Source organism: Ruegeria sp. CDSC021, from assembly GCF_059610845.1.
Window position 1 is genome coordinate 1 of record NZ_JBXWOK010000001.1, and the last position, 22,433, is coordinate 22,433.

General features: G+C 57.7%; 20 protein-coding genes. 11 read left to right on the top strand and 9 right to left on the bottom strand.

Annotated elements, in window-relative coordinates:
* The first annotated feature begins 292 nt into the window (after positions 1 to 292).
* On the top strand, positions 293 to 1,054 hold the full coding sequence (locus AC2FGB_RS00005; RefSeq protein WP_142632779.1) for an NAD kinase: 762 nt from the start codon (positions 293 to 295) through the stop codon (positions 1,052 to 1,054).
* Positions 1,055 to 1,317: 263 nt separating this feature from the next.
* Here the strand turns inward: AC2FGB_RS00005 and AC2FGB_RS00010 are convergent, their stop codons facing one another.
* The 3 genes from AC2FGB_RS00010 to AC2FGB_RS00020 all read right to left on the bottom strand — a co-directional run bounded on the left by AC2FGB_RS00010 (position 1,318) and on the right by AC2FGB_RS00020 (position 7,259).
* Positions 1,318 to 2,757 (bottom strand): amidase family protein, encoded by a 1,440-nt coding sequence (locus AC2FGB_RS00010; RefSeq protein WP_496693339.1) that lies wholly within the window; start codon positions 2,755 to 2,757, stop codon positions 1,318 to 1,320.
* A gap of 73 nt (positions 2,758 to 2,830) precedes the next feature.
* On the bottom strand, positions 2,831 to 4,720 hold the full coding sequence (prpE, locus tag AC2FGB_RS00015) for a propionate-CoA ligase PrpE (protein WP_142632783.1): 1,890 nt from the start codon (positions 4,718 to 4,720) through the stop codon (positions 2,831 to 2,833).
* 265 nt (positions 4,721 to 4,985) lie between these two features.
* The gene (locus AC2FGB_RS00020; protein ID WP_282027863.1) at positions 4,986 to 7,259 is read right to left on the bottom strand and encodes an NADP-dependent malic enzyme; all 2,274 of its coding nucleotides are present in this window, start codon (positions 7,257 to 7,259) and stop codon (positions 4,986 to 4,988) included.
* A gap of 186 nt (positions 7,260 to 7,445) precedes the next feature.
* Here AC2FGB_RS00020 and AC2FGB_RS00025 point away from each other — a divergent pair, with 186 nt between their 5' ends.
* From AC2FGB_RS00025 to upp, 7 genes are all read left to right on the top strand, one after another.
* Positions 7,446 to 8,138: a hypothetical protein gene (locus AC2FGB_RS00025; RefSeq protein ID WP_271948030.1), complete on the top strand. Its 693-nt coding sequence runs from the start codon at positions 7,446 to 7,448 to the stop codon at positions 8,136 to 8,138.
* Positions 8,113 to 9,204, top strand: coding sequence for a cupin domain-containing protein (locus AC2FGB_RS00030; RefSeq protein WP_142632789.1), 1,092 nt, complete (start codon positions 8,113 to 8,115; stop codon positions 9,202 to 9,204). Before AC2FGB_RS00025 ends, AC2FGB_RS00030 begins: the two co-directional genes overlap by 26 nt.
* A 102-nt stretch (positions 9,205 to 9,306) precedes the next feature.
* Positions 9,307 to 9,699, top strand: a complete 393-nt coding sequence (locus AC2FGB_RS00035) for a cytidine deaminase (RefSeq protein WP_142632791.1) — start codon at positions 9,307 to 9,309, stop codon at positions 9,697 to 9,699.
* 4 nt (positions 9,700 to 9,703) lie between these two features.
* Positions 9,704 to 11,011, top strand: a complete 1,308-nt coding sequence (locus tag AC2FGB_RS00040; RefSeq protein ID WP_281994990.1) for a thymidine phosphorylase — start codon at positions 9,704 to 9,706, stop codon at positions 11,009 to 11,011.
* Complete coding sequence (locus AC2FGB_RS00045) at positions 11,008 to 12,219, top strand: phosphopentomutase (RefSeq protein WP_496688648.1); 1,212 nt, start codon at positions 11,008 to 11,010, stop codon at positions 12,217 to 12,219. Before AC2FGB_RS00040 ends, AC2FGB_RS00045 begins: the two co-directional genes overlap by 4 nt.
* Positions 12,216 to 13,202, top strand: coding sequence for an adenosine deaminase (locus AC2FGB_RS00050; RefSeq protein WP_281994362.1), 987 nt, complete (start codon positions 12,216 to 12,218; stop codon positions 13,200 to 13,202). Before AC2FGB_RS00045 ends, AC2FGB_RS00050 begins: the two co-directional genes overlap by 4 nt.
* Positions 13,199 to 13,831 carry a uracil phosphoribosyltransferase gene (gene upp, locus AC2FGB_RS00055; RefSeq protein ID WP_281994363.1) on the top strand — a complete coding sequence of 211 codons (633 nt, stop codon included), beginning with the start codon at positions 13,199 to 13,201 and terminating at the stop codon, positions 13,829 to 13,831. Before AC2FGB_RS00050 ends, upp begins: the two co-directional genes overlap by 4 nt.
* Positions 13,832 to 13,837: 6 nt before the next feature.
* Here the strand turns inward: upp and AC2FGB_RS00060 are convergent, their stop codons facing one another.
* Positions 13,838 to 14,851, bottom strand: coding sequence for a hypothetical protein (locus AC2FGB_RS00060; RefSeq protein ID WP_281994364.1), 1,014 nt, complete (start codon positions 14,849 to 14,851; stop codon positions 13,838 to 13,840).
* Between the two features lie 152 nt (positions 14,852 to 15,003).
* On the opposite strand from AC2FGB_RS00060, the gene AC2FGB_RS00065 reads away from it, so the two are divergent.
* The 3 genes from AC2FGB_RS00065 to AC2FGB_RS00075 all read left to right on the top strand — a co-directional run bounded on the left by AC2FGB_RS00065 (position 15,004) and on the right by AC2FGB_RS00075 (position 17,498).
* Positions 15,004 to 15,939 carry a DMT family transporter gene (locus AC2FGB_RS00065; RefSeq protein ID WP_142632801.1) on the top strand — a complete coding sequence of 312 codons (936 nt, stop codon included), beginning with the start codon at positions 15,004 to 15,006 and terminating at the stop codon, positions 15,937 to 15,939.
* Entirely contained in the window at positions 15,936 to 16,583 is a 648-nt protein-coding gene (locus AC2FGB_RS00070; RefSeq protein WP_281971797.1) for a sulfotransferase family 2 domain-containing protein, read from the top strand. Before AC2FGB_RS00065 ends, AC2FGB_RS00070 begins: the two co-directional genes overlap by 4 nt.
* A gap of 186 nt (positions 16,584 to 16,769) precedes the next feature.
* The gene (locus tag AC2FGB_RS00075) at positions 16,770 to 17,498 is read left to right on the top strand and encodes a Hint domain-containing protein (RefSeq protein WP_246097113.1); all 729 of its coding nucleotides are present in this window, start codon (positions 16,770 to 16,772) and stop codon (positions 17,496 to 17,498) included.
* Positions 17,499 to 17,565: 67 nt separating this feature from the next.
* Here the strand turns inward: AC2FGB_RS00075 and AC2FGB_RS00080 are convergent, their stop codons facing one another.
* The 5 genes from AC2FGB_RS00080 to AC2FGB_RS00100 form a co-directional block, all read right to left on the bottom strand.
* Positions 17,566 to 19,767 (bottom strand): 3-hydroxyacyl-CoA dehydrogenase NAD-binding domain-containing protein, encoded by a 2,202-nt coding sequence (locus AC2FGB_RS00080; protein ID WP_496693340.1) that lies wholly within the window; start codon positions 19,765 to 19,767, stop codon positions 17,566 to 17,568.
* Positions 19,760 to 20,248, bottom strand: a complete 489-nt coding sequence (locus AC2FGB_RS00085; protein ID WP_496693341.1) for a cupin domain-containing protein — start codon at positions 20,246 to 20,248, stop codon at positions 19,760 to 19,762. The genes AC2FGB_RS00080 and AC2FGB_RS00085 overlap by 8 nt, the downstream gene beginning before the upstream one ends.
* Positions 20,248 to 21,459 (bottom strand): acetyl-CoA C-acetyltransferase, encoded by a 1,212-nt coding sequence (locus AC2FGB_RS00090; RefSeq protein ID WP_142632809.1) that lies wholly within the window; start codon positions 21,457 to 21,459, stop codon positions 20,248 to 20,250. The genes AC2FGB_RS00085 and AC2FGB_RS00090 overlap by 1 nt, the downstream gene beginning before the upstream one ends.
* Before the next feature lie 10 nt (positions 21,460 to 21,469).
* Positions 21,470 to 22,108, bottom strand: coding sequence for a glutathione S-transferase family protein (locus tag AC2FGB_RS00095; RefSeq protein ID WP_281971801.1), 639 nt, complete (start codon positions 22,106 to 22,108; stop codon positions 21,470 to 21,472).
* A 79-nt stretch (positions 22,109 to 22,187) separates the two neighbouring features.
* Positions 22,188 to 22,400 (bottom strand): hypothetical protein, encoded by a 213-nt coding sequence (locus AC2FGB_RS00100; RefSeq protein ID WP_142632813.1) that lies wholly within the window; start codon positions 22,398 to 22,400, stop codon positions 22,188 to 22,190.
* Between the last annotated feature and the right edge of the window lie 33 nt (positions 22,401 to 22,433).

The window sequence follows — 22,433 nt, forward strand, 5'->3', positions numbered from 1 at the left end:
CGGACGCGATCAATTCGATCTCGTCGCGCTGACGGCCCAGCTCGGACGTGATCGAGCCGAACAGCTCTGGGTCGCGCTCTGAGAGAGACTGGGTGAAAAAACCGGTATCACGTAGATTGGCGTTCATGGGGGCTCCACAATGCTGGGATTTCTTGCGGATTTCCTATCGGAAACGGGGCATCGGCAAAAGGCTTAAAGCGACGATTTGGCCAACGGTGGCGTCAAGTCTGGTCTATAGGGGAAAGGTATGATTGTTTCGGAACCAAATGTGCAGCACTGGAAACCACAATAGATGATTCAAAGAATCGCTTTTCTTGCCAGCGACGCCAAGGTGGCTCAAACCGCACGCGACAAACTGGTCAGGCGCTATGGCAATGCGGCGCCGCGTGATGCAGGTGTAATTGTCGCGCTGGGTGGGGACGGCTTTATGCTGCACACTTTGCACAACATGCAGCACCTCGATACGCCCGTATATGGCATGAATCGTGGAACAATCGGGTTCCTGATGAACGAGTTCCACGAAGAAGATCTGATGGACCGTCTTTCCGCCGCTGAAGAAGAGGTCATCAACCCGCTGGCGATGCGCGCGATGGATCAGTCCGGAAAGATCCATGAGGCGCTAGCCATCAATGAGGTCTCTTTGCTAAGGGCAGGCCCTCAGGCGGCGCGGCTGAGGATCAGTGTGGACGGTCGCGTGCGCATGGATGAATTGGTTTGCGATGGCGCTTTGCTGTCAACGCCAGCAGGATCGACGGCTTATAACTATTCCGCGCATGGGCCAATCCTGCCGATTGGATCGGATGTTCTAGCCCTGACAGCGATTGCAGCCTTTCGTCCGCGACGCTGGCGGGGCGCGCTGCTGCCCAAAATCGCCCAGGTGCGGTTCGATGTGTTGGACGCGGACAAGCGGCCGGTCATGGCGGATGCGGATTCAAATTCATTTCCGGATATTGATTGGGTCGAAATTCGATCTGAACCGGCGATCCGGCACCGTATCCTGTTCGACCCGGGCCACGGCCTGGAAGAGCGTCTGATTTCGGAGCAGTTCACCTAAATGAAAGGCCAGGTATGAATTAATCGCGCTTGTGTGAACCAGTTCACACGAATCCGATTAACATTAAGGTACTGTGAACTTGCCTGGAGAACACGCCATGGTGGAAGTGAGTGGCCATCAACGGCGGTTTCGAAATGAACGTGCAGTTTATGTGCGGGCGAGGGTAGGTGGTGCTACGCTCGTTATCGGATTTCTAGGCATATTTTAGAAAGCGGACCCCGGGTACAAAACCCCGGGGTCAATTTTTTTTGGACAACGTTTATTTAGAAGGACGTCCCCATTTTCTTCCACAATGGCAGGCACATTTGCCCCACCCGGTCTTCTATTGCCGCGGCGGCGTCTACCGCCATATCCTCGCGCCATCTGCGGGCTGCGATCTGGATGTTGATCGGCTGCGGCCCATGCGGCAGCTCGGCCAGCCGCGCCGGAACGCATGCCGCGGGCAGGCCGATGAAGTTCATCGCATAGGAATAGACCGCACAGCCCAGAACTTCATGCACGCCCTCGGCGCCCTCGGTGTCTCGGTCCGGTTTGAAGAACGGCTGTGGCAGGAATGGTGACAGGACCAGAGGATAGTTTTGCATGAACAGAGACCACTCGCGCGCATAGTTGCTGCGCTTGGCCAGCATTTTTATAAGGTCTGTGCCAACTATGGGTGGGAATTCCTGAAAGTAGACCTCGAATATGTCGCGGATTGTTTTTGATCCCGCAGCCTCGATATCGGCTTTCAACAAGGTCAAAACTTCGCCCATCAGGGCGCGGTACCCGCCACGACCAGCTTCAAAGATATCGGGTGGTGCGACCTCTTCCACTACATAGCCTGCTTCGATCAATGCATCGCGTGCCGTATCCAGAGCCTTGTCGACTTCGGGATGCAAATCGTATCCAAAGGTCTGCTTGGTGAAGGCGACCTTGATCGGGCCGGTTTGGTCCTCACCCCGCCACGGCATCGGCACGTGAAACGGATCGCGCGGATCGGGCGCGATCAAGCTGGGCATGGACAGGTGCAGGTCCGCTGCGGAGCGCGTGATCAGACCCTGCACCGACATCGATTGTGCCAATATGCCCCGTTCTGCCGATTGGCTGGGATTCCACGCCGGAACACGACCCAGACCCGGTTTGACGGTAACCGCCCCATTGGCGGCGGCAGGAAATCGCAGACTGCCCCCTATATCGTTGCCATGGGCCAGCGCACCGATCCCAGCCATCACAGCTGCGCCCGCGCCACCAGAAGATCCCCCGGGCGAGATATGACGTCCCCAGGGGTTATGCGTGCGGCCATGCAGTTCGTTGTCTGTGTCAGCACGGAATGAAAATTCGGGCGTGTTGGTGCGACCGATGACGATGGCGCCCGCCTTTTGCAGGTTGGAAACAACCGGCGCATCATCCGGGGCGATCACGTCTTTCAGGGCAACGACCCCATTCGAGGTCGCATGTCCTTTTTGATCGACGTTGATCTTGATGGTGACCGGCACACCATGCAGGGGGCCGGGCTGCTCTCCGTCACCGACCGCCTTGTCCAGATTTCGCGCACGGTCCAGCGCTTGTGAACTCAGATCTTCAACAACCGCATTCAGCGCAGGATTGACCTGTTGCATCCGGTCGATGGAGGCTTTGACGGCCTCTTCCGCGCTGATTTCCCTGTTGCGCGTCAACGCGGTCAGATCGGTGGCGTTCAGACGCCAGATGTCGGTTTCTGTCATGGGGCCTCACTGTCTTGGTCAGACAGTAGAGGCCCGGTGTCAGGTTGCAAGAGGCGGCAGGCGCGCCGATTTTCTACTGGGCGTAGCCGATGGATTTGAGGGCCTCGGTGATCTCGTCCAGAATCGCCGGATCGTCGATGGTGGCGGGCATCTTGTAGTCCTTGCCATCCGCAATCGAGACCATGGTTCCGCGCAATATCTTGCCCGACCGCGTCTTGGGCAGCCGGTCGACAACCACGGCCAGCTTGAAGGCAGCGACCGGTCCGATCTTTTCGCGAACCAACTTGACGACATCCTGAACGACGTCACCATGGTCGCGGTCACAGCCCGCATTCAGACACAGGAAACCAACCGGCATCTGGCCCTTCAGCTGGTCCGACACGCCGATCACGGCGCATTCGGCAACGTCAGGGTGTGCGGCCAGAACCTCTTCCATGCCGCCGGTGGACAGACGATGGCCGGCGACGTTGATCACGTCATCGGTGCGCGCCATGATATAAAGGTAGCCGTCCTTATCGACCATGCCCGCATCGCCGGTTTCATAATATCCGGGGAAGTGGTTCAGGTACGAGCTTTTGAACCGGTCTTCGGCGTTCCACAGCGTCGGCAGGGTGCCCGGGGGCAGGGGTAGTTTCACCGCAATCGCACCCAGCTCTCCGGGTTTCATCGGGTGGCCGCCTTCGTCCAGAATCTGCACGTCGTAGCCGGGCATCGGCTTGGCAGGTGAGCCCAGCTTGGTTGGCAGCTCTTCAATCCCCAGCGGATTGCCCGCGATGGTCCAACCGGTTTCGGTTTGCCACCAATGGTCGATGACCGGAACGTTCAGCGCGTCTTTGGCCCATTCGATCGTGTCGGGATCCGCCCGCTCTCCGGCCAGAAACAGGGCTCGCAGGCAGGAGAGGTCGTATTCAGGGATCAATTCCCCCTTGGGATCTTCACGTTTGACCGCGCGGATTGCGGTGGGAGCAGTGAAGAAACTGCGAACATTATGCTCGGATATCACCCGCCAGAAGGTGCCCGCGTCTGGGGTTCCAACCGGCTTGCCCTCGAACACTATCGTGGTGTTGCCGTGGATCAGCGGCGCGTAGCAGATATATGAGTGGCCAACGACCCAGCCGACATCAGAAGCCGCCCAGAACACGTCGCCGGGATCCACGTTATAGATGTTCTTCATCGTCCAGTTCAGGGCGACCAGATGGCCGGCCGTCGGCCGTACGACCCCTTTGGGCGCTCCGGTCGTGCCCGATGTATACAGGATATAAGCTGGATCATTGCCATCGACAGGAACACATTCCGCAGGCTCAACACCGTACTGGAACCCGTGCCAGTTGAAATCACGCCCCTCGATCAAATGCGCAACCTCTTGTTCGCGCTGGAATATCACGCAGAAATCGGGCTTGTGGCTGGCAAGTTCGATGGCACCGTCAAGCAGCGGTTTATAATGCACCACACGGCCCGGCTCCATCCCGCAAGAAGCGGCGATGATTGCTTTTGGTTTGGCGTCATCAATACGGACCGCCAATTCGTTGCTTGCAAAGCCACCAAACACAACCGAGTGCACCGCACCCAGCCGGGCACAGGCCAACATCGCCTCAAGCGCTTCGGGGATCATCGGCATATAGATGATAACCCTGTCGCCCTTTTCGACACCTTTTGCCCGCAATGCCCCGGCCAAAGTGGCGACCCGATTGCGCAGTTCGACATATGAGATTTCGCGCTTGGTGTGGGTGATTGGGCTGTCATAGATGATGGCCGTCTGTTCACCGCGACCATTCTCGACATGGCGATCAACTGCATTCCAGCAGGTGTTGACCCTGGCATCACAGAACCATTCATAAAGAGGAGCATTGTCGTCAAACAAAGCCTTGCTGGGTGGCCGAACCCAATCAATTCCTTTTGCAGCTTCCATCCAGAATGCCTCCGGATCGGATTTCCAGCTCTGGTAAACGTCCTGATATGCCACTTTGGTCTCCTCCGAAAAATCCCTGCACCGTGTCTAGGGCGGGGTATAGGGGGCAGACAAGCGGTCGAAGTGACGGGGCGTCACTTTATCGCAAAATATTTGCAGATGTATAAGAATTTCCCTGCAAATTTTTGCAAACCTGTCGGCAATTTATGGATTTTGCGCGCCGAATTCACAGTTTTGCAAAACTGCAAATGTATTGGTGCAAATATGAAGGAATCAGTCCGGGCACCTGTTTCGGTGCCCGGAGGGGATCCGTGACCCTTTACCCGTAATGAGCGACAGGCGTTCCTGCGATCGCCGCCATGTTCAGTAACCCGCGTGCGGTGATCGAGGGGGTCACGATATGTGCCTTGTTGCCCATACCCATCAGGATCGGGCCAACTTCCAGCGCGTTGGCCTTCATCTTCAGAATGTTGCGCACACCGCTGGCGGCATCTGCGTGGGCAAATATCAGGACGTTGGCGACACCTTCTAGACGTGAATGCGGGAAGATGCGCGACCGCAGTTCAGGGTCAAGCGCTACGTCCAGATTCATCTCACCCTCATATGTGAAATCGCGCGGCTCCGAGTCCAGAATCTCCAAAGCGGCCCGCAGGCGCTTGCCCGAGCCTTCGGCCTGATTGCCGAATTGAGATTGCGAACAGAACGCGATTTTTGGCTCCAACCCGAAACGCCGGACATGACGGGCCGCGCCCAGGGTGGTTTCGGCAAGCTCTGCAGGCGTTGGTAATTGCCGCACATGTGTATCGGCAATGAACAAGGGGCCGTCCTCAAGAACCATCAGAGACAAAGCGCCATGTGCGCGCAGGTCGCCATTGGCCAACACCTGTTCGACATAGCTTAGGTGCCAGCGGTATTCGCCAAAGGTTCCGCAGATCAGGCTGTCGGCCTCGCCACGCTGAACCATGATCGCCCCAATGGCTGTGCTGTTGGTGCGCATGATGGCCTTGGCCAGATCAGGGGTGACACCGCGGCGCTGCATGATCTGGTGATATGAGGTCCAGTAATCATAGTAGCGATTGTCATGTTCCGGGTTCACGATCTGAAAATCCTCGCCGGGACGCACGGTCAGGCCCAGGCGCTCGCATCGCGCTTCGATGACTTCGGGACGTCCGATCAGGATCGGTGTTTCCGTGGTTTCTTCCAGAATGGCCTGAGCGGCGCGCAGCACACGTTCGTCCTCGCCCTCGGCAAATACTATTCGGCGCGACGCAGCTGCTGCGGCCTCGAAAACCGGGCGCATGATCAGGGCGGATTTGAAAACCGTCTGGTTCAGGCGCTCTTTATAGGCCTCCATATCTGGAATCGGACGCCTGGCAACGCCACTGTCCATAGCCGCCCGGGCCACTGACGAGGACACAACAGCGACGAGGCGCGGGTCAAAAGGTTTTGGGATCAAATAGTCAGGTCCGAATGTCAGTTGCTCGCCCTTATAGGCGGCGGCGGCTTCTGCACTGGTCGTTGCCCGGGCCATATCAGCGATACCGTCTACGCAGGCGATCTGCATAGCGTCGTTAATTTCGGTCGCACCAACATCCAGGGCGCCCCGGAAGATGAAAGGAAAGCACAGAACGTTGTTCACCTGATTGGGAAAATCACTGCGACCGGTTGCGATGATCGCATCGGGGGCCACTTCGCGAGCTGCGTCCGGCAGAATCTCGGGCGTCGGGTTAGCCAGCGCGAAGATGATTGGTCTGTTGGCCATTTTCGCGACCATTTCGGGTTTCAGGACATTCGGTCCGCTAAGCCCCAGAAACAGATCGGCATCCCCGATCACGTCATCCAGCGTGCGCAGATCAGTCTTTTGCGCGAATTGGCTCTTGTGCGGGTTCATGTCCTCGGCTCGCCCTTCATAGACAAGCCCGTGAATGTCACACAGCCAGATGTTTTCACGTTTCACACCCAGCTTCACCAGCATGTTCAGGCAGGCGATCCCAGCCGCGCCTCCGCCGGTCGAGACGATTTTGATATCCTCGAACTTTTTCCCGGCAACGTACAGCGCGTTCTTGGCAGCGGCGCCCACGACGATTGCGGTGCCGTGCTGGTCATCGTGAAAAACGGGGATGTTCATCCGCTCGCGGCACAGTTTTTCGACAATAAAACAATCGGGTGCCTTGATGTCTTCAAGGTTGATTGCCCCGAACGTGGGTTCCAGCGCGCAAACGATATCGGCCAGCTTTTCGGGGTCGGATTCGTCAACCTCGATGTCGAAACAGTCGATCCCTGCGAATTTCTTGAACAGAACCGCTTTGCCTTCCATCACCGGCTTAGAAGCCAGAGCGCCTATATTGCCCAGGCCCAGCACTGCTGTTCCGTTCGAGACCACGCCAACAAGATTGCCCCGCGCGGTGTAAAGCTCGGCGTTGGATGGGTCGGCCTTGATTTCCAGGCTGGCCTCGGCGACGCCAGGCGAGTAGGCGCGCGCCAGATCCCGACCGTTGGCCATGGGTTTCGTAGCCCTGATTTCGAGCTTTCCAGGCTTTGGGTGAGCGTGATAATCAAGCGCGGCCTGTCGCAGGTTGGGAGTGTCAGACATAGGCAATTCATCTCCGTTCCGAATTTGGTTGAAGGGTTAAACTATTTCTGGCGCCTTGGCTACGTGACGTCACTTCATAAATGGATTTTTGCCAAACACGGCCGTAGGTTGAATTATGTTCTAATATGGTTACGGTCGCGCATCTTCATATTCGGCACCGCTTCCACAGGAGATCGAAGGCCCAAGATGACCCCGGAAAAACAATCTCAGTCGATACCCGTCACAACCGATACCAAGCGGTCCTTTGGGCTGGACCAGCCGCTGTTTCGTGCAGCGATTGGAGTTGCGTTGCTGATCTTGGTGGTCCTCTGTATCTGGCCGGTGCAGGCGATGTCCCTCAGCCATGAGGGCGGCCCGTTCGAATCCATTTCGGCCGCGGCACTTGTTCTGGCCGGGGGCATTGCGCTTTTCCGGTATCGCGGGATTTCCCGTCTTTATATCGGTCTCGTCTGTTTGCTGCTGGCAGAGCGCGAACTTGCTGCGGATATCTATGCCGTAGATAGCTTGCCATATGGGATTCTGAATGGGCTGGACACGCTGCTTGATATGAACGCGGTTCGCGTCATCCTGGCTGTTTTGGTTCTGGGCGGCTTGCTCTGGCACGGGGTGCCAAACGGGTGGCGTGCGTTCAAGCATCGGGTCCCGTTTCTAATGGTGTTCTTTCTGGCCGGTATGTGTGCGGTGGTTGCACAGGGGTTGGAAGAAGTCAGTGGCGCACTGAAAGACGACCTGTCGGACCAGATGATCATGCGTTTGTTTGTGTTGGAAGAAACGCTTGAGATGTTCTTTTCGATTGGCATTTTGGCTTCTGTTCTGATCGGATGGCCCAAAGCCACGACCGAAGAGAACTTGAATGACCAGCAATCAGACCAAAGCTGAGATTCGTCTGCCGACGCAGGAATTACGTGACGACATCCCGTTTTTTACCAAGGTACTGGGGATGCGGATGGATATGATCTATCCGGCTGATGACCCTCGGGTCGCCGTGTTCTCGGGGCATGGATTGCGATTACGGATCGAACAGGATGCACCCGAGGCGCCCGGAATGTTGCGCATTCTGACCGAAAATCCGGATGAGTTTGCGGCTGGCCAGCGCAGTTTGGTCGCGCCGAACGGGACGCGTGTTGAAATTGATGAACTGAACCCGCCGATGGTGATGCCGGATACCGTGCATTCCTTTGTCGTGCGCAGACTCAAGGATCAGGCCCCGTGGGTCATCGGGCGCGCCGGAATGCATTATCGCGATCTGGTACCCGATCGCTTGGGCGGGTCGATCATTGCCAGCCATATCCGCATTCCTGATGGCGGTCCGGTTCCGGACATGGTGCATTTCCACAAGGTCGGGTTTCAGTTGATTTTCTGCATCCATGGCTGGGTCGATGTGGTTTACGAGGATCAGGGCGATAAGATGCGCCTGACCGCCGGCGATTGCTTTATCCAGCCGCCCGAAATCCGCCATCGTGTGTTGGAGGCATCGGACAATGTGCAGGTGATCGAAATTGGTGTTCCTGCCGAACATGTCACCGAAATCGACCACGAAATGCAGTTGCCGACCCCGCAATACCGCCCGGATCGCGAATGGCAGGGCCAGCGCTTTGTCTACAACCGGGCCGAGGGAGCAGAATGGGGGCCGTTCCGTTTGCCGGGCTATATCTGTCGCGACACCACGATTGCCCAGAACACGATGGGTGTCGCAGGCGTTCAGGTGGTGCGTCGGGGGCAGGGTGACACCGCCTGGGCTACACATGATACCGATATTCATTTCACCTTCGTTATGAACGGTGAGTTGACGCTCGAAGGCGAGGGGCGTGACCCCTATCGGCTGGAACAGGGCGATGCCTTTGTCATCCCGCCGGGTATGCGCACACGCCTGTCTGATCCGACCGATGATGTTGAACTGCTTGAGGTCACGCTGCCTGGCGTGTTCAATACGGTTCTGGATTAAGCATTTTGGCTCAGGAATTCTGCGCTCGGGGCTTCAATTCCCCGGGGGCTTTCATTTAGGGTATGACTTTCTGACCAGATGATCAAAAAATAGGGAATCGCCATGAGCTTGAAAGACGCAGCCTTGTCCGTGCGGGAAAACGCCTATGCGCCTTATTCCAATTTCAAGGTCGGCGCGGCGATCCGGTCCCTGTCGGGGCAGATCTACTCCGGTTGCAATGTGGAAAACGTGGCCTATCCCGAAGGCACTTGCGCCGAGGCCGGAGCCATTGCCGCCATGGTTGCTGCTGGCGAGCAGGAACTGACCGAGGTTTACGTGGTCGCGTCGTCTCCTCAGCCAGTACCGCCGTGCGGGGGGTGCCGCCAGAAACTGGCCGAGTTCGGCAAGCGTGACGTCAAGGTGGTATTGGCCAGCTTGGACGGGGCGGAGTTGAAAACCACTATCGGGGATCTGCTGCCAGGCGCATTTGACGCCTCGCATATGGAGGATGTCTGACCCCATGGACGCCCGCTCGATCATCGCAAAGTTGCGCCGCAAGGATATACCCTCCGCCGAGGAACTGCACTGGTTTGCCCAGGGGCTTGCCGATGGTGGGGTCAGTGACGCGCAGGCAGGGGCCTTTGCGATGGCGGTTTGCATGGGTGGGTTGGGTGCGCAGGGCCGTGCCGATCTGACCATTGCGATGCGCGACAGCGGCGATGTCCTGAACTGGGATGTGGAAGGACCGGTAATCGATAAACACTCGACCGGGGGTGTGGGCGACAGCGTCAGCCTGGTACTGGCCCCCGCACTGGCCGAGCTTGGAGCCTATGTGCCAATGATTTCTGGCCGGGGACTGGGACATACGGGCGGCACGTTGGACAAACTTGAATCCATCCCCGGTGTGACCACCCAGATCAGCCAGGACCGGCTGGTGCAGGTGCTGAACGAAACGGGGGCAGCCATTGTCGGCGCCACCGGGCAAATCGCGCCAGCGGACAAACGGCTTTACGCCATTCGGGATGTCACGGCGACAGTAGAAAGCCTCGACCTGATCACCGCGTCGATCCTGTCGAAAAAGCTTGCAGCCAGCCCGGATGCACTGGTGCTGGACGTTAAGGTTGGCAGTGGGGCCTTTATGAAAACCCTTGATGACGCGCGCAATCTGGCACAGGCGCTGACGGAAACCGCCAACGCTGCAGGGTGTCGGACCTCGGCAGTCATAACCGATATGAACCAGCCGCTTGCCTCTGCGCTGGGCAATGCACTTGAGGTGGATGAGGTCATGAAGGTATTGACCCAAGCGCCTGACGCGCCGTTGGCTGTGATCTCTGCCGAACTGGGTGGGGTTCTGTTGGCTGACGCCGGTATGTTTGCCACTTCGGAAGAAGGCCGGGACAAAATCGCCAAGGTCATCCGCGATGGCCGTGCCGCAGAACGGTTTGGCCGCATGATGGCCGCAGTTGGGGCACCCATTCACTTTGTCGACGATTGGTCGCGCTATTTGCCCGAAGCCAGCGTGATCCTGGAAGTGCCCGCTCCCGCTGCGGGCTATGTAACCACGATAGACGGAGAGGCGCTGGGCCTTGCGGTTGTCGAATTGGGTGGCGGACGTCAGGTTGAAAGCGATGTGATCGACCCTGCGGTCGGGCTGTCAGATCTGGTGCGACTGGGCGACCGGGTCGAAAAAGGCGTTCCATTGGCTGTCGTCCATGCCGCCCGCGAGGATGCCGCGCGACGTGCGGCTGATGCTGTTCAAAAGGCGATCACGCTTGGAACGGGTAAACCAGTGGTGCCATCCCTTGTCCACGAGAGGATCACGCCATGAGCCGCGCCTTCCTTGTGGTGATGGATTCTGTGGGTATCGGCGGCGCGCCCGATGCTGATCAGTTCTTTAATGGCGACATGCCGGATACTGGGGCAAACACTCTGGCCCATATCGCGCAGGCTTGTGCACAAGGTCAGGCGGAAGAGGGGCGATCCGGGCCTTTGCATCTACCGCATTTGGATGCGCTGGGGTTGGGTGCTGCGGCACGGCTGGCCTCGGGTGCGGAAACGTCGGGTTTGCTGGCCCAGCCGACTGGTCTGTGGGGCTGCGCCTGTGAGGATTCACCGGGCAAGGACACGCCATCTGGGCATTGGGAACTAGCAGGGCTGCCTGTGCCATGGGACTGGCATTACTTTCCAAATACAACACCATCATTTCCGGTTGATCTGAGCAAGGCCGCAGCAGAGGCCGCCGGAACCGAAGGGATTTTGGGGGATTGCCACGCCTCGGGCACCACGATCATCGCCGAATTGGGGGCCGAGCATATGCGAACCGGTTGGCCGATCTGCTATACCTCGGCCGACAGTGTCTTTCAGATTGCCGCGCATGAAGAAAGCTTCGGCCTAGACCGTCTGCTTGACCTCTGCCGCACGCTGGCCCCACGTTTGCACCAGATGAAAGTGGGGCGTGTGATCGCACGGCCCTTTGTCGGCTCGCCCGAACAGGGGTTCACCCGCACGACCAACCGCAAGGATTTTGCCATCGTGCCGCCCGCTCCGGTGCTGACGAACTGGTGTCAGGATGCGGGCCGCCGTGTTCATGCAGTGGGCAAGATCGGCGATATCTTTTCCATGCAGGGGATCGACACACTGCGCAAAGGGTCGGATGCTGACTTGATGGGTCATCTGTCCGATCTGATCGATGAGGCCGAAGAGGGCAGCCTGACATTTGCCAATTTTGTCGAGTTCGACAGTCTCTATGGCCATCGGCGCGACATCAGCGGCTATGCCAGCGCGCTGGAATGGTTTGACCAAGAGATAGGTGCAATTCTGACCCGGTTGCGCCCCGACGACCTGATGTTGTTGACCGCTGATCACGGCAACGACCCAAGCTGGATCGGCACCGACCACACGCGTGAGCAAGTACCTGTCCTGATTGCAGGGCAGGGTGCGGGGCAGATCGGTCAGGTCAAATTCGCCGACATTGCCGCCAGTATCGCACATCACCTGAATATCCCGGCACAAGGGCCGGGGCGGAGCTTTCTATGACTGTTGCTGACCTACCCAAGATCGAACTGCACTTGCATCACGAAGGTGCCGCGCCGCCTGCCTTCATCCGTCAGCTGGCGCATGAAAAGCGCATCGACCTCAGCGGGATTTTCAAACCTGACGGGTCATATGATTTCCGGGATTTCGCCCATTTCCTCAGCGTATATGAGGCCGCCTGTGAAGTGCTGAAATCGCCCGAGGATTTCCGCCGTCTGACGTTGGCTATTCTTGAAGAAAGCGCGGCGAACGGGGTGGTGTATTCGGAAAGCTTTCTGAGCCCCGATTTCTGTGGCGGTGGCGATTTGCTGGCCTGGCGCGACTATCTAAGTGCCATTCAGGATGCCGCTGATGAAGCCGAGCGGAAATACGATATCACTCTGCGCGGCGTGGTGACCTGTGTCCGGCATTTCGGACCCGAACAGGCCAAGCTCAGTGCATATTGTGCCGCTGAAACAGCGGGCGACTGGATTACTGGGTTCGGTATGGGGGGCAATGAATCCATGGGGGTTCAGGGCGACTATAAGTGGGCGTTTGACTGCGCGCGCGAGGCCGGACTGTGCCTGACCACCCATGCCGGAGAGTTCGGCGGGCCGGATAGTGTCCGCGATGCGATCCGTGATCTGGGAGTTGAACGCATAGGCCATGGCGTGCGTGCGATCGAAGATCCCGACCTTGTGCATGAGATCGTTGATCGTGGTGTGACGCTCGAGGTTTGCCCGGGCTCGAACGTGGTTCTGGGCCTGTTTCCCGACTTTGCCAGCCATCCGATTTCCAAGTTGCGCGAGGCAGGTGTCAAGGTCACCGTGTCCACCGACGATCCGCCGTTTTTCCACACCACAATGCGGCGTGAATATGAGATGTTGGCCAAAGCTTTCGGTTGGGAGGCCGAGGATTTTGCCGCCCTGAATGAAACCGCCCTGAATGCGGCTTTTTGCGATGAAGCGACCCGTGCGCGGGTCAAGAAAAGACTGGAGATATCATGAGCGAACACCTGACCGTCGTCGACCACCCGTTGGTGCAGCATAAATTGACGCTCATGCGGGACAAGGTCACTTCGACCGCCGAATTCCGCCAGTTGCTGCGTGAGATCACCTTGCTTCTGGCCTATGAAATCACGCGGGAAATGCCATTGACCACGCGCCATATCGAAACCCCGATGGAAGAGATGGACGCCCCCATCCTGGCAGGTAAGAAACTGGCGTTGGTCTCTATCCTGCGCGCCGGTAACGGAATGCTGGACGGCGTTTTGGAACTGATCCCCTCGGCCCGTGTTGGCTTTGTTGGCCTGTACCGCGATGAAGAGACTTTGAAGCCCGTCCAATATTACTTCAAAGCGCCCGAGGGGCTGAAGGACCGTTTGGTCATTGCTGTCGACCCGATGCTGGCAACCGGCAACAGCTCGGCCGCTGCGATTGATTTGCTGAAAGAGGCTGGCGCGACGGATATCCGTTTCCTCTGCCTGTTGGCCGCCCCCGAAGGTGTTGCCCGCATGAAAGAGGCGCACCCGGATGTTCACATCGTCACCGCCGCACTGGACCGTGAGCTGAACTCAAAAGGCTATATCATGCCAGGTCTGGGCGATGCGGGTGACAGGATGTTCGGGACCAAGTAAGCGGGCTTATCCGCCGCAGATATTCTGCAGTCGGACCCATTCGCGATCTGGCAGTATCTGTTGCAGAGGCTGGCCCGCCATCGGGTCGGCCTCGATCAGGCCCAGCACGGTTTCACCTGTGACGTCCGTCGCATAGGCAAAGGGGACCGAGGGCAAAGCTGCCTCGGCAAAAATTTCCAGCAGGTTCTCGTCTGGTACAGCCGGACGGGGTTCTGATAGAACTTCTTCGGTATAACTGTCGACAATCTGAGGTGTCAGCTCACCGGTTGTCAGCAGGCGGAACGCAGATCTGATGCCGGTCCGGTCCAGCAGATCATCCAGTGGGTCCTGTGCCTGCACACGTGCACGTTCCGCAAGGATGTACCCGGCCACGACCGAGGGGTCCTCGTGATCTTCGACCAGAGATCGGTTCAACAGGACAATTCCACCCGGCAGGGTCAGGCTGGTCTGTACTCCGGCTGGTAGGATAACGATTGAGCGCACGCCCGTTCTTGCCGCCAGATGATCCAGTGCTTCCTGAGTGCCCTCGGACACGCAGGCGCGGCCTGACACTCTTTCGATGCGCCTCAGGATTGTATCGCCGATGTCGATACGTTTGATTTCGGGAACGACGGATACGACATGGTTTTGTAATGCTGACGGTAACCACAACAGCATGAGCGCGGCCACAGCAGCCACAACCCCGGCCACGCTGAACCACCGCAAACGCCCGGGGTGGGGGCGTGACCGGTCGATGGCACGCTGCAGACGGTCAATGGCTTCGATCATCGTGGTTTCGGATTGGGCCAGTTCCAACGTCTCTTGCGGGTCGCCATCCGGGTGGTAAATTGCAGGGAAAACACCGGGGTTCTGGCGCTCTAACGCGGCCAGCGACCAATGCGTCAGTGCCCGGTCGTTGAAATCCGATATCGTCAGCGTCGCTTCGCCAATCGACACAACAACCTCGCGCCGCTGAACATCGGGCGAGGGGCGCCACAGACCGGTGGCTTCGATCCGCTGGAACTGTTTCAGTGCCGTCATCGGGGTGATGTCTGCTCGTTCTTAATTGGAGCCAGCTTAACACGCTAAATTCAACCGGCGCAAACCTGTTGCGCGATGTTCAGGAAATGTGCTGGATACCTAGACGAGCGGAATATTCTGTTACCGCTCTCCATCATGCCGCGGGGAAAATGATGCAGGCGGACACCCAGACTTCACCGGTTTTGGCCTCGGTGCTGATGGTCAGTGCTATGGCAATCATCGGCGTGATTGATAATGTGGTCATCTTGGTGGCCGAAACGATCGGTCTGTGGCAGTTCCATTTCAGCCGGGCACTGCTCATGCTACCGCTGATAATGGGCCTGTCACTGCTTGGGCTGGGCCGCTTGCGCCCGATTAGGCTTGGCCCCGTGATCCTGCGTAGTGTTCTCATCACATTGGCCATGTTGTTCTATTTTGCCTCGCTTGCGCTGATGCCGATTGCGCAGGCGTTGGCGGGTTTGTTCACGTCGCCGATCTTTGTGCTGTTGATTACAACCGTCGCCATGAAGCAACGGATAGGCCCATGGCGTATTCTGGCCGTTGCAGTAGGGTTTGCCGGGATTCTATGCGTGTTGCAGCCGAATCCCGGCGAGTTTGATGCAAAAACGCTGTTGCCGGTCGCCGGAGGGCTGTTCTACGCGTTCAGTTCAGTCATCACCCGAAGCCACTGCGCGCAGGAAAGCACGACGGCATTGCTGGCGGCTATGGTGACAACCTTGGGAGTGGCCGGAGCGGTAGGGCTGATCGTGTTATCCTTGTTTCCGGGGGTTCCGGTCGCTGGGCCGGAGGGCTTCGTCACCCGTGGCTGGGTCTGGCAAATGGGACCGGCAATTCCTTGGATTATAGTTCAGGCAATAGGGTCGACGATTGCGGTATTCATGCTGATCAAATCCTATCAGATCGGTGAGACCTCTTATGTGGCGGTGTTTGAATATTCGGTGATGATATTTGGACCCTTGTTCGCCTGGAGGGTCTTTGGGCAGAATATCGGTGTTCTGCAGATCCTCGGCATATGCCTGATCGCAACGGCCGGAGTTCTGCTGGCCTGGCGATCCACGCGTCCCGCCGCTACAGAGGCCGCATCGTGATCATTTCGCGCGGTCGCTCTTATATCTTCGTCCACATTCCCAAAACTGGAGGGACATCTTTGTCGCTGGCTTTGGAACAGCGCGCGATGAAGGATGATATTTTGCTGGGAGATACGCCCAAGGCAAAGAAACGCAATAGGCGGATCAAACAGCTATCGGCGCGTGGCCGCCTTTGGAAACATTCAACCCTCGCCGATATCGAAGGTGTTCTTTCACCGGATGAGTTGTCGGGGATGACAGTCTTTACCCTGGTCCGAAATCCCTGGGATCGGCTTGTCAGCTATTATCACTGGCTCAAGGTGCAAGGCTTTGATCACCCCGCAATCGCGCTGGCCCGCGCCCATTCGTTTGAAGGATTTGTCTGCCACCCTGCGACGCAACAATCGCTCCGTCAGCATCCGGCGCGGCACTACGTGACGCGAGCCGATGGTATCGAGCAGTGCCAGTATTTCATCAGACTCGAAGCGTTTGATCAGGACGCAGAGCCTCTGTTTGACCACCTGGGGTTCCGGATCACACTGCCGCATCTGAATCGATCAGAGCGGGCGAAAGATTACCGCAGCTATTATTCAGCCGCATCACAGGAGGCCATCGCCGAGGCTTGCGCTGAAGATATAGACAGATTCGGATACTCTTTTGATTAGATGACAGAAATATCGTTTCCCTGCGGGACTTAATACCGGGCGATTACAGATCGTTGTTCCGTTTTTAGCGTTATCCAACGGGGTTTGGGACCCAAATCAGGCTCAAATGTGTCAAAATTTGGACGCGTGATCGGTTTGGATGCTAATGAATATCTATTGTTTTTGGTGCCAGCAGGGGGGAGGCACGTGTTTGAAGTAGTGAGTGACATGGGTATTTCAGATGTTCCGGAAAGCCGGACACAATTCGAAACCAGAGTAGAACTGAACGCGCGCCGTGGCGGCTTGATCCACGGGACCAGGGTTGCAACTGTCGACGGCTGGACGCCGATTGAAGACATTCAGCCTGGTGATCTGATCCGGACAGTCGAGAACGGCTTTAAGGCAGTAAGGCGCATTTCTGTCGATACGATTTCGGTTCCTACTGAAGAAAGTCGGATCGAGTATTTGCCAGTCCGCGTACCCCCAAGTGCCGTCGACAGCCCAGGTACGATTTGGATCATGCCTGAACAGGGTATAGCATTGGAGCATGGCACCGCAGATCTGACTGTTGTGGCAGCACGAAAGTTGAGCGGTTTGTTCCGCATCAAGTCGGACGTCCCGGCATCATCATTCGATGTCAGCGCACTGTTCTTTGACGAGGATGAAGTGGTCTATATGGAAGGCGGCATGCGCGCCTTCTGCCCGTCAGGGCGTTTCGGCGGCCACAGCGGCACAAGTGCGGGCTATCAAATTGCCGAAAGCGAAACAGCGGCGGAATTGGTCGAAGATATACGAACTGAGGGCCGCGTGGCAGCCCTTGCCAACCCGTTGGGTGCGCTGCCTGCACCCATCTCACTGGAACAAGTTGTCCCTTTGAGACCCAGCAGGGGTGCGCGTCGCCCGGGTCGTCCGGGTCGGCCTCTCCCAGTGATCTGAACGGCAGGCCAACCAAACACGATAAGCAGGGTGCTGGCGTAAGGTATCTTACGCCAGCACCAACTGTTTAGGCAGCCTTGGCTTCGGGGTTGAAACGCCCGTAGAAGCTTTGGCCTTTATCTGCCATCTCACGCAGCAGCGGCGGGCAGGTAAACCGTTCCCCATATTGTGCGGTCAACTGATCGCAGCGCTCGGCCGCATAAGGGGTGCCGATGATGTCCAGCCAGCTCAGCGGGCCACCTGACCAAGGTGCAAAGCCCCAGCCCAAGATTGCGCCGACGTCACCCTCGCGGATGTCTTCCAGAACGCCTTCTTCCAATGCGCGGACGGCCTCCAGAACCTGAGCGAACATCAGGCGTTCCTGCACTTCGATCAGGTCGGGCTGATCCTCTGCCAGCGGATACTTGTCCTGCAGACCCTTCCAATATTCGACGCGCTTGCCTTTTTCGTCATAGTCGAAGAAGCCCGCGTTTGCCTTGCGGCCCAGACGGCCCTGTTCTTCCATCCAGAAGATCAGATCATCGGACGGGCTTTCAGGATATTCGTTGCCCATCGCGGCCTTGGTTGCACGTGCGATCTTGGCACCCAGATCAATCGAGGTCTCATCAGTCAGCTGGATCGGCCCGACAGGGAAGCCCAACTGGCGTGCCGCGTTGTCGATCAGAACCGGGCTGACGCCTTCGGTCACCATCCGGGCACCTTCATTGATGTAGGGAATGATGCAGCGGTTGGCGTAGAAGAAGCGGGCATCGTTGACCACGATCGGCGTCTTGCGGATCTGACGCACATAGTCCAGCGCCTTGGCCACTGCGCGATCACCGGTTTCCTTGCCTTTGATGATCTCGACCAAGAACATCTTCTCGACGGGCGAGAAGAAGTGGATGCCGATGAACTGATCCGCACGCACCGAAGCTTTGGCCAGGTCGCTGATCGGCAGGGTCGAGGTGTTCGAGGCAAAGATGCAGTCCTCGGGAATGATCGCCTCGACCTTTTTGGTCATCTCGGCCTTGACGCCCATGTCTTCGAAGACGGCTTCGATGATCAGGTCGCAGCCCTTCAGATGATCAAGGTCAGGGGTCGCGGTGATGCGGCCCAGCATGGCCTCTTTCTTTTCAGCCGTAACCTTGCCGCGCTTCATACCTTTGTCCAGGTACGTTTCGGTATAGGCTTTGCCTTTGTCTGCAGCTTCCTGATCGCGGTCGACCAGAACAACTTCCATACCGGCCTGCGCCGATACAAGTGCGATACCCGCACCCATCATGCCAGCGCCCAGAACACCGATCTTCTTGACTGACTGATCCGGTACGCCCGCAGGACGCACGGCGCCTTTTTCCAAGGCTTCCTTGTTCAGGAACAGTGATCGGATCATGGCACCCGAAGACGGGTTCATCAGAACGGAGGTGAACCAACGGGCTTCGATCTTCAGCGCGGTTTCGAAATCAACCAGCGCACCTTCGTAAACAGCGCTTAGCAACGCCTTGGCGGCAGGGAACGCACCCTGAGTTTTGCTATTCACCATTGCCGAGGCGCCGACGAAGTTCATGAAACCGGCAGGGTGGTAAGGCGCGCCACCGGGCATTTTGTAACCCTTGGCATCCCAAGGCTTCACAATGTCCGCATCTTTGGCGTTCAGCACCCAATCTTTTGCTGCGGCAACTGGATCCTCGGCGATCTCATCGATGTAGCCTGCACTTTTCGCCTTTTTGACGTCCAGCATCTTGCCTTCCAGCAACAGCGGAGCGGCTGCAATCGCACCGACCTTGCGGACCATACGGGTGGTGCCACCAGCGCCGGGGAAGATGCCAACCATGATTTCAGGCAGGCCGTATTTCGCCTTTGGGTTCTCAGCTGCAAAGATGCGATGCGTCGACAGCGGTAGTTCCATGCCAATGCCTGCGGCTGTACCGGGCAGGGCGGTTGCAATCGGCTTGCCGCCTTTCTTGGTCTTGGGGTCCATGCCCGCCAGCTCGATCTTGCGCAGCACGCCGTGCATATTCATGGTGCCTTCGAACAGGCCCTTGGCTGGGTTGTCGCCCGCCTGTTCTTTCATCACCGCAAGCAGGTTCAGGTCCATGCCACCGGCGAACGATCCTTCTTTCCCGCTGGTGATAACGATGCCTTTGATCTCGTCATCGGCAAGTGCCTGATCGATGCAATCGCTCAACTGTGCGAAGCCGTCAAAAGACATCACGTTCATGGATTTTCCTGGAACGTCCCAGGTGATAATGGCGACGCCGTCCGCGTCTTTGCTCAGAGTGAAATCAGTCATTGTCATCTCCAATCTGGTCAGCCGCTAGCGGGCTGCCATCTTTCCGGGTGAAGGAGAATCCGTTCTCATCATCCTTCACCATCATGTCTAAGTCGCTGTAATAGCCGGTCTCGTTCGGGGTCCGTGTGCCCACCACCAGAAAGGTCGCAGGCGCATCGGTGTTGTTCACAAGGTGATGGCCGTTGGCTTCACCTGCGGGCCATGCGGCGCAATCGCCGGGCTGCATTTCATGCTCGCCATCGTCGTCGATCAGCGTACAGGTGCCGCTTAGCATGATTGCAAACTCGTCCTGCTCCATATGGTAATGGCGCAGCGAGGACATGCCCTGCGGTTCCAGCCGCACGATGTTCACACCGTACTGGGTTAGCCCGCCCGCATCACCGAGGCGCTGAACAAAACGGCCTGCGGTCGCCTCGGCCAGCTTGCCGGGATAGGCCGAGCCGCCCTGAAACGGAATCTGAGAGAGATCCAGCTTTGGCATCAGACGCGCTCGATGATCGTTGCTGCACCCATGCCGGATGCGATGCAAAGCGTGGCCAGCCCGGTTTCCTTGTCCTGACGTTCAAGCTCATCCAGCAGGGTGCCGATGATCATCGCGCCGGTCGCGCCCAGCGGGTGGCCCATTGCAATCGAGCCGCCATTGACGTTGACCAAAGCCGGATCGACATCGAATGCCTGCTGGAAGCGCAGAACAACCGAGGCAAAGGCTTCGTTCACTTCGAACAGGTCGAGATCGCTGATTTTCATGCCGTTGTCGGCGAGGATTTTCTCGGTCACCGGAACCGGACCGGTCAACATAATGGTGGGGTCGGTGCCGATCTTGGCCGTGGCCTTGATGCGTGCGCGCGGCTTCAGGCCGTATTTCTCGCCGAATTCCTTGTTGCCGATCAGAACTGCCGCCGCACCATCCACGATGCCCGAGCTGTTACCCGCGTGGTGGATATGATTGATCTTTTCCAGATGCGGGTATTTCAGCTTTGCGACGTTGTCGAAGCCGGGCATTTGCTCGCCCATCATCTGGAATGCGGGGTTCAAGCCACCCAGGCTTTGCATGTCCGTGCCGGGGCGCATGTATTCATCATGGTCCAGAATGGTCAGGCCGTTCTGATCCTTAACGGTGATGACCGATTTCGAGAACCGGTTGTCGTCCCACGCAGCTTTTGCACGGCGCTGCGATTCCATCGCCAGCGCATCAGCCTGATCGCGTGTGAACCCGTATTCGGTCGCAATGATATCAGCCGAGATACCCTGCGGAACGAAATAGGTGTTCATCGCCAGTGAAGGGTCAGCCGCAATCGCAGCGCCATCGCTGCCCATCGGAACACGGCCCATCATCTCGACCCCGCCTGCAATATAGGCGTCGCCTGCGCCGCCTTTGACCTGGTTGGCAGCCAGGTTCACAGCTTCCATGCCCGAGGCGCAGAACCGGTTGATCGCCAGCCCGGGGATCGATTCATCCAGATCAGAACCCAGCACTGCGGTTCGTGCCAGACAGCCGCCCTGTTCCATAACCTGGGTTACGTTGCCCCAGATGACGTCCTCTACGGCGTGGCCCTCTAGATTGTTCCGCTCTTTTACGGCGTTCAATGTCAGCGAGGACAGGCGCGCCGAAGTCAGCTCGTGCAGGCTACCATCCTTGCGGCCTTTGCCGCGCGGAGTACGCAGGGCGTCATAGATATATGCGTCGGTCATAGTTTTCTCCTTAAGCTCGATCCGGCACAGAGCCGGGCATCAGGTCGTAGGGGTGTTTCCAGCCAGGCTGCTGGGACAAGCGTGTCAGCCAGGCGTCGATATTTGGCCATTCGGTGCGGTCAAAGCCGAAGGGTTCAGGATAGTAGAGATAGCCACAGCAGCTGAGATCAGCATTGGTTACACCGTCCCCAACGATCCAATCGCGACCGTTCAGATGTGCATCCAGGACTTGATACGCAGCCTTCAGACGACCCTGGTTGAATGCGATCACATCTGGGTTGCGATGTTCTTCCGGCAGAAAGTTGATCAAAAAACGGGTCAGGCCTGCCATCGAGCTGAGTTTGTGGTTGTCCCACAGCACCCAGCGCAGTACCTCGTATTTCTCTTCCTGCGTCTTTCCTCCGAACATGCCTGTCTTTTCAGTTATATAAGTCTGAATGGCCCCGGACTGACTGGTGCGAAAGTCGCCATCAATCATGACGGGCGCTTCACCCATTTCGTTGATAGTGGCACGAAATTCGGGAGTGCGTGTCACTCCTTTGAAGAAGTCGACTTCGACGGCTTCCCATTCTAACCCTGATAACTCCAGAGCCAGCGCCGCCTTGTACGAGTTTCCGCTGACGCCGAAACAATGCAGTTTGATGGTCATCATTTGCCTCCCGTGGCACATGAGTCAGTGCGATGTGCTGTATCACGTAGCCCGCCCTTTTTCGGGCGGGTCTGGTTTCTTATCGTTTGCGCTCTTCAAGTTCGGAATTGAAGATACGCAAACGGTGCGTCAGGCTCTCTTCGTCGATGACGCTGTTGAAGTTCTCGAACAGGAATGACAGTGCCTCACCTTCGTCCAGACCAGCTTCGCGCGCGAACCCTCTGAGTTTGCGATAGCCGTCTTCGGTCATGGCGACCGGGAAACGGCGTGTCAGGCGAAATCGTTTTGGCATATCGAGCCTTTCGAATGGCCGGCCCCAAGATGG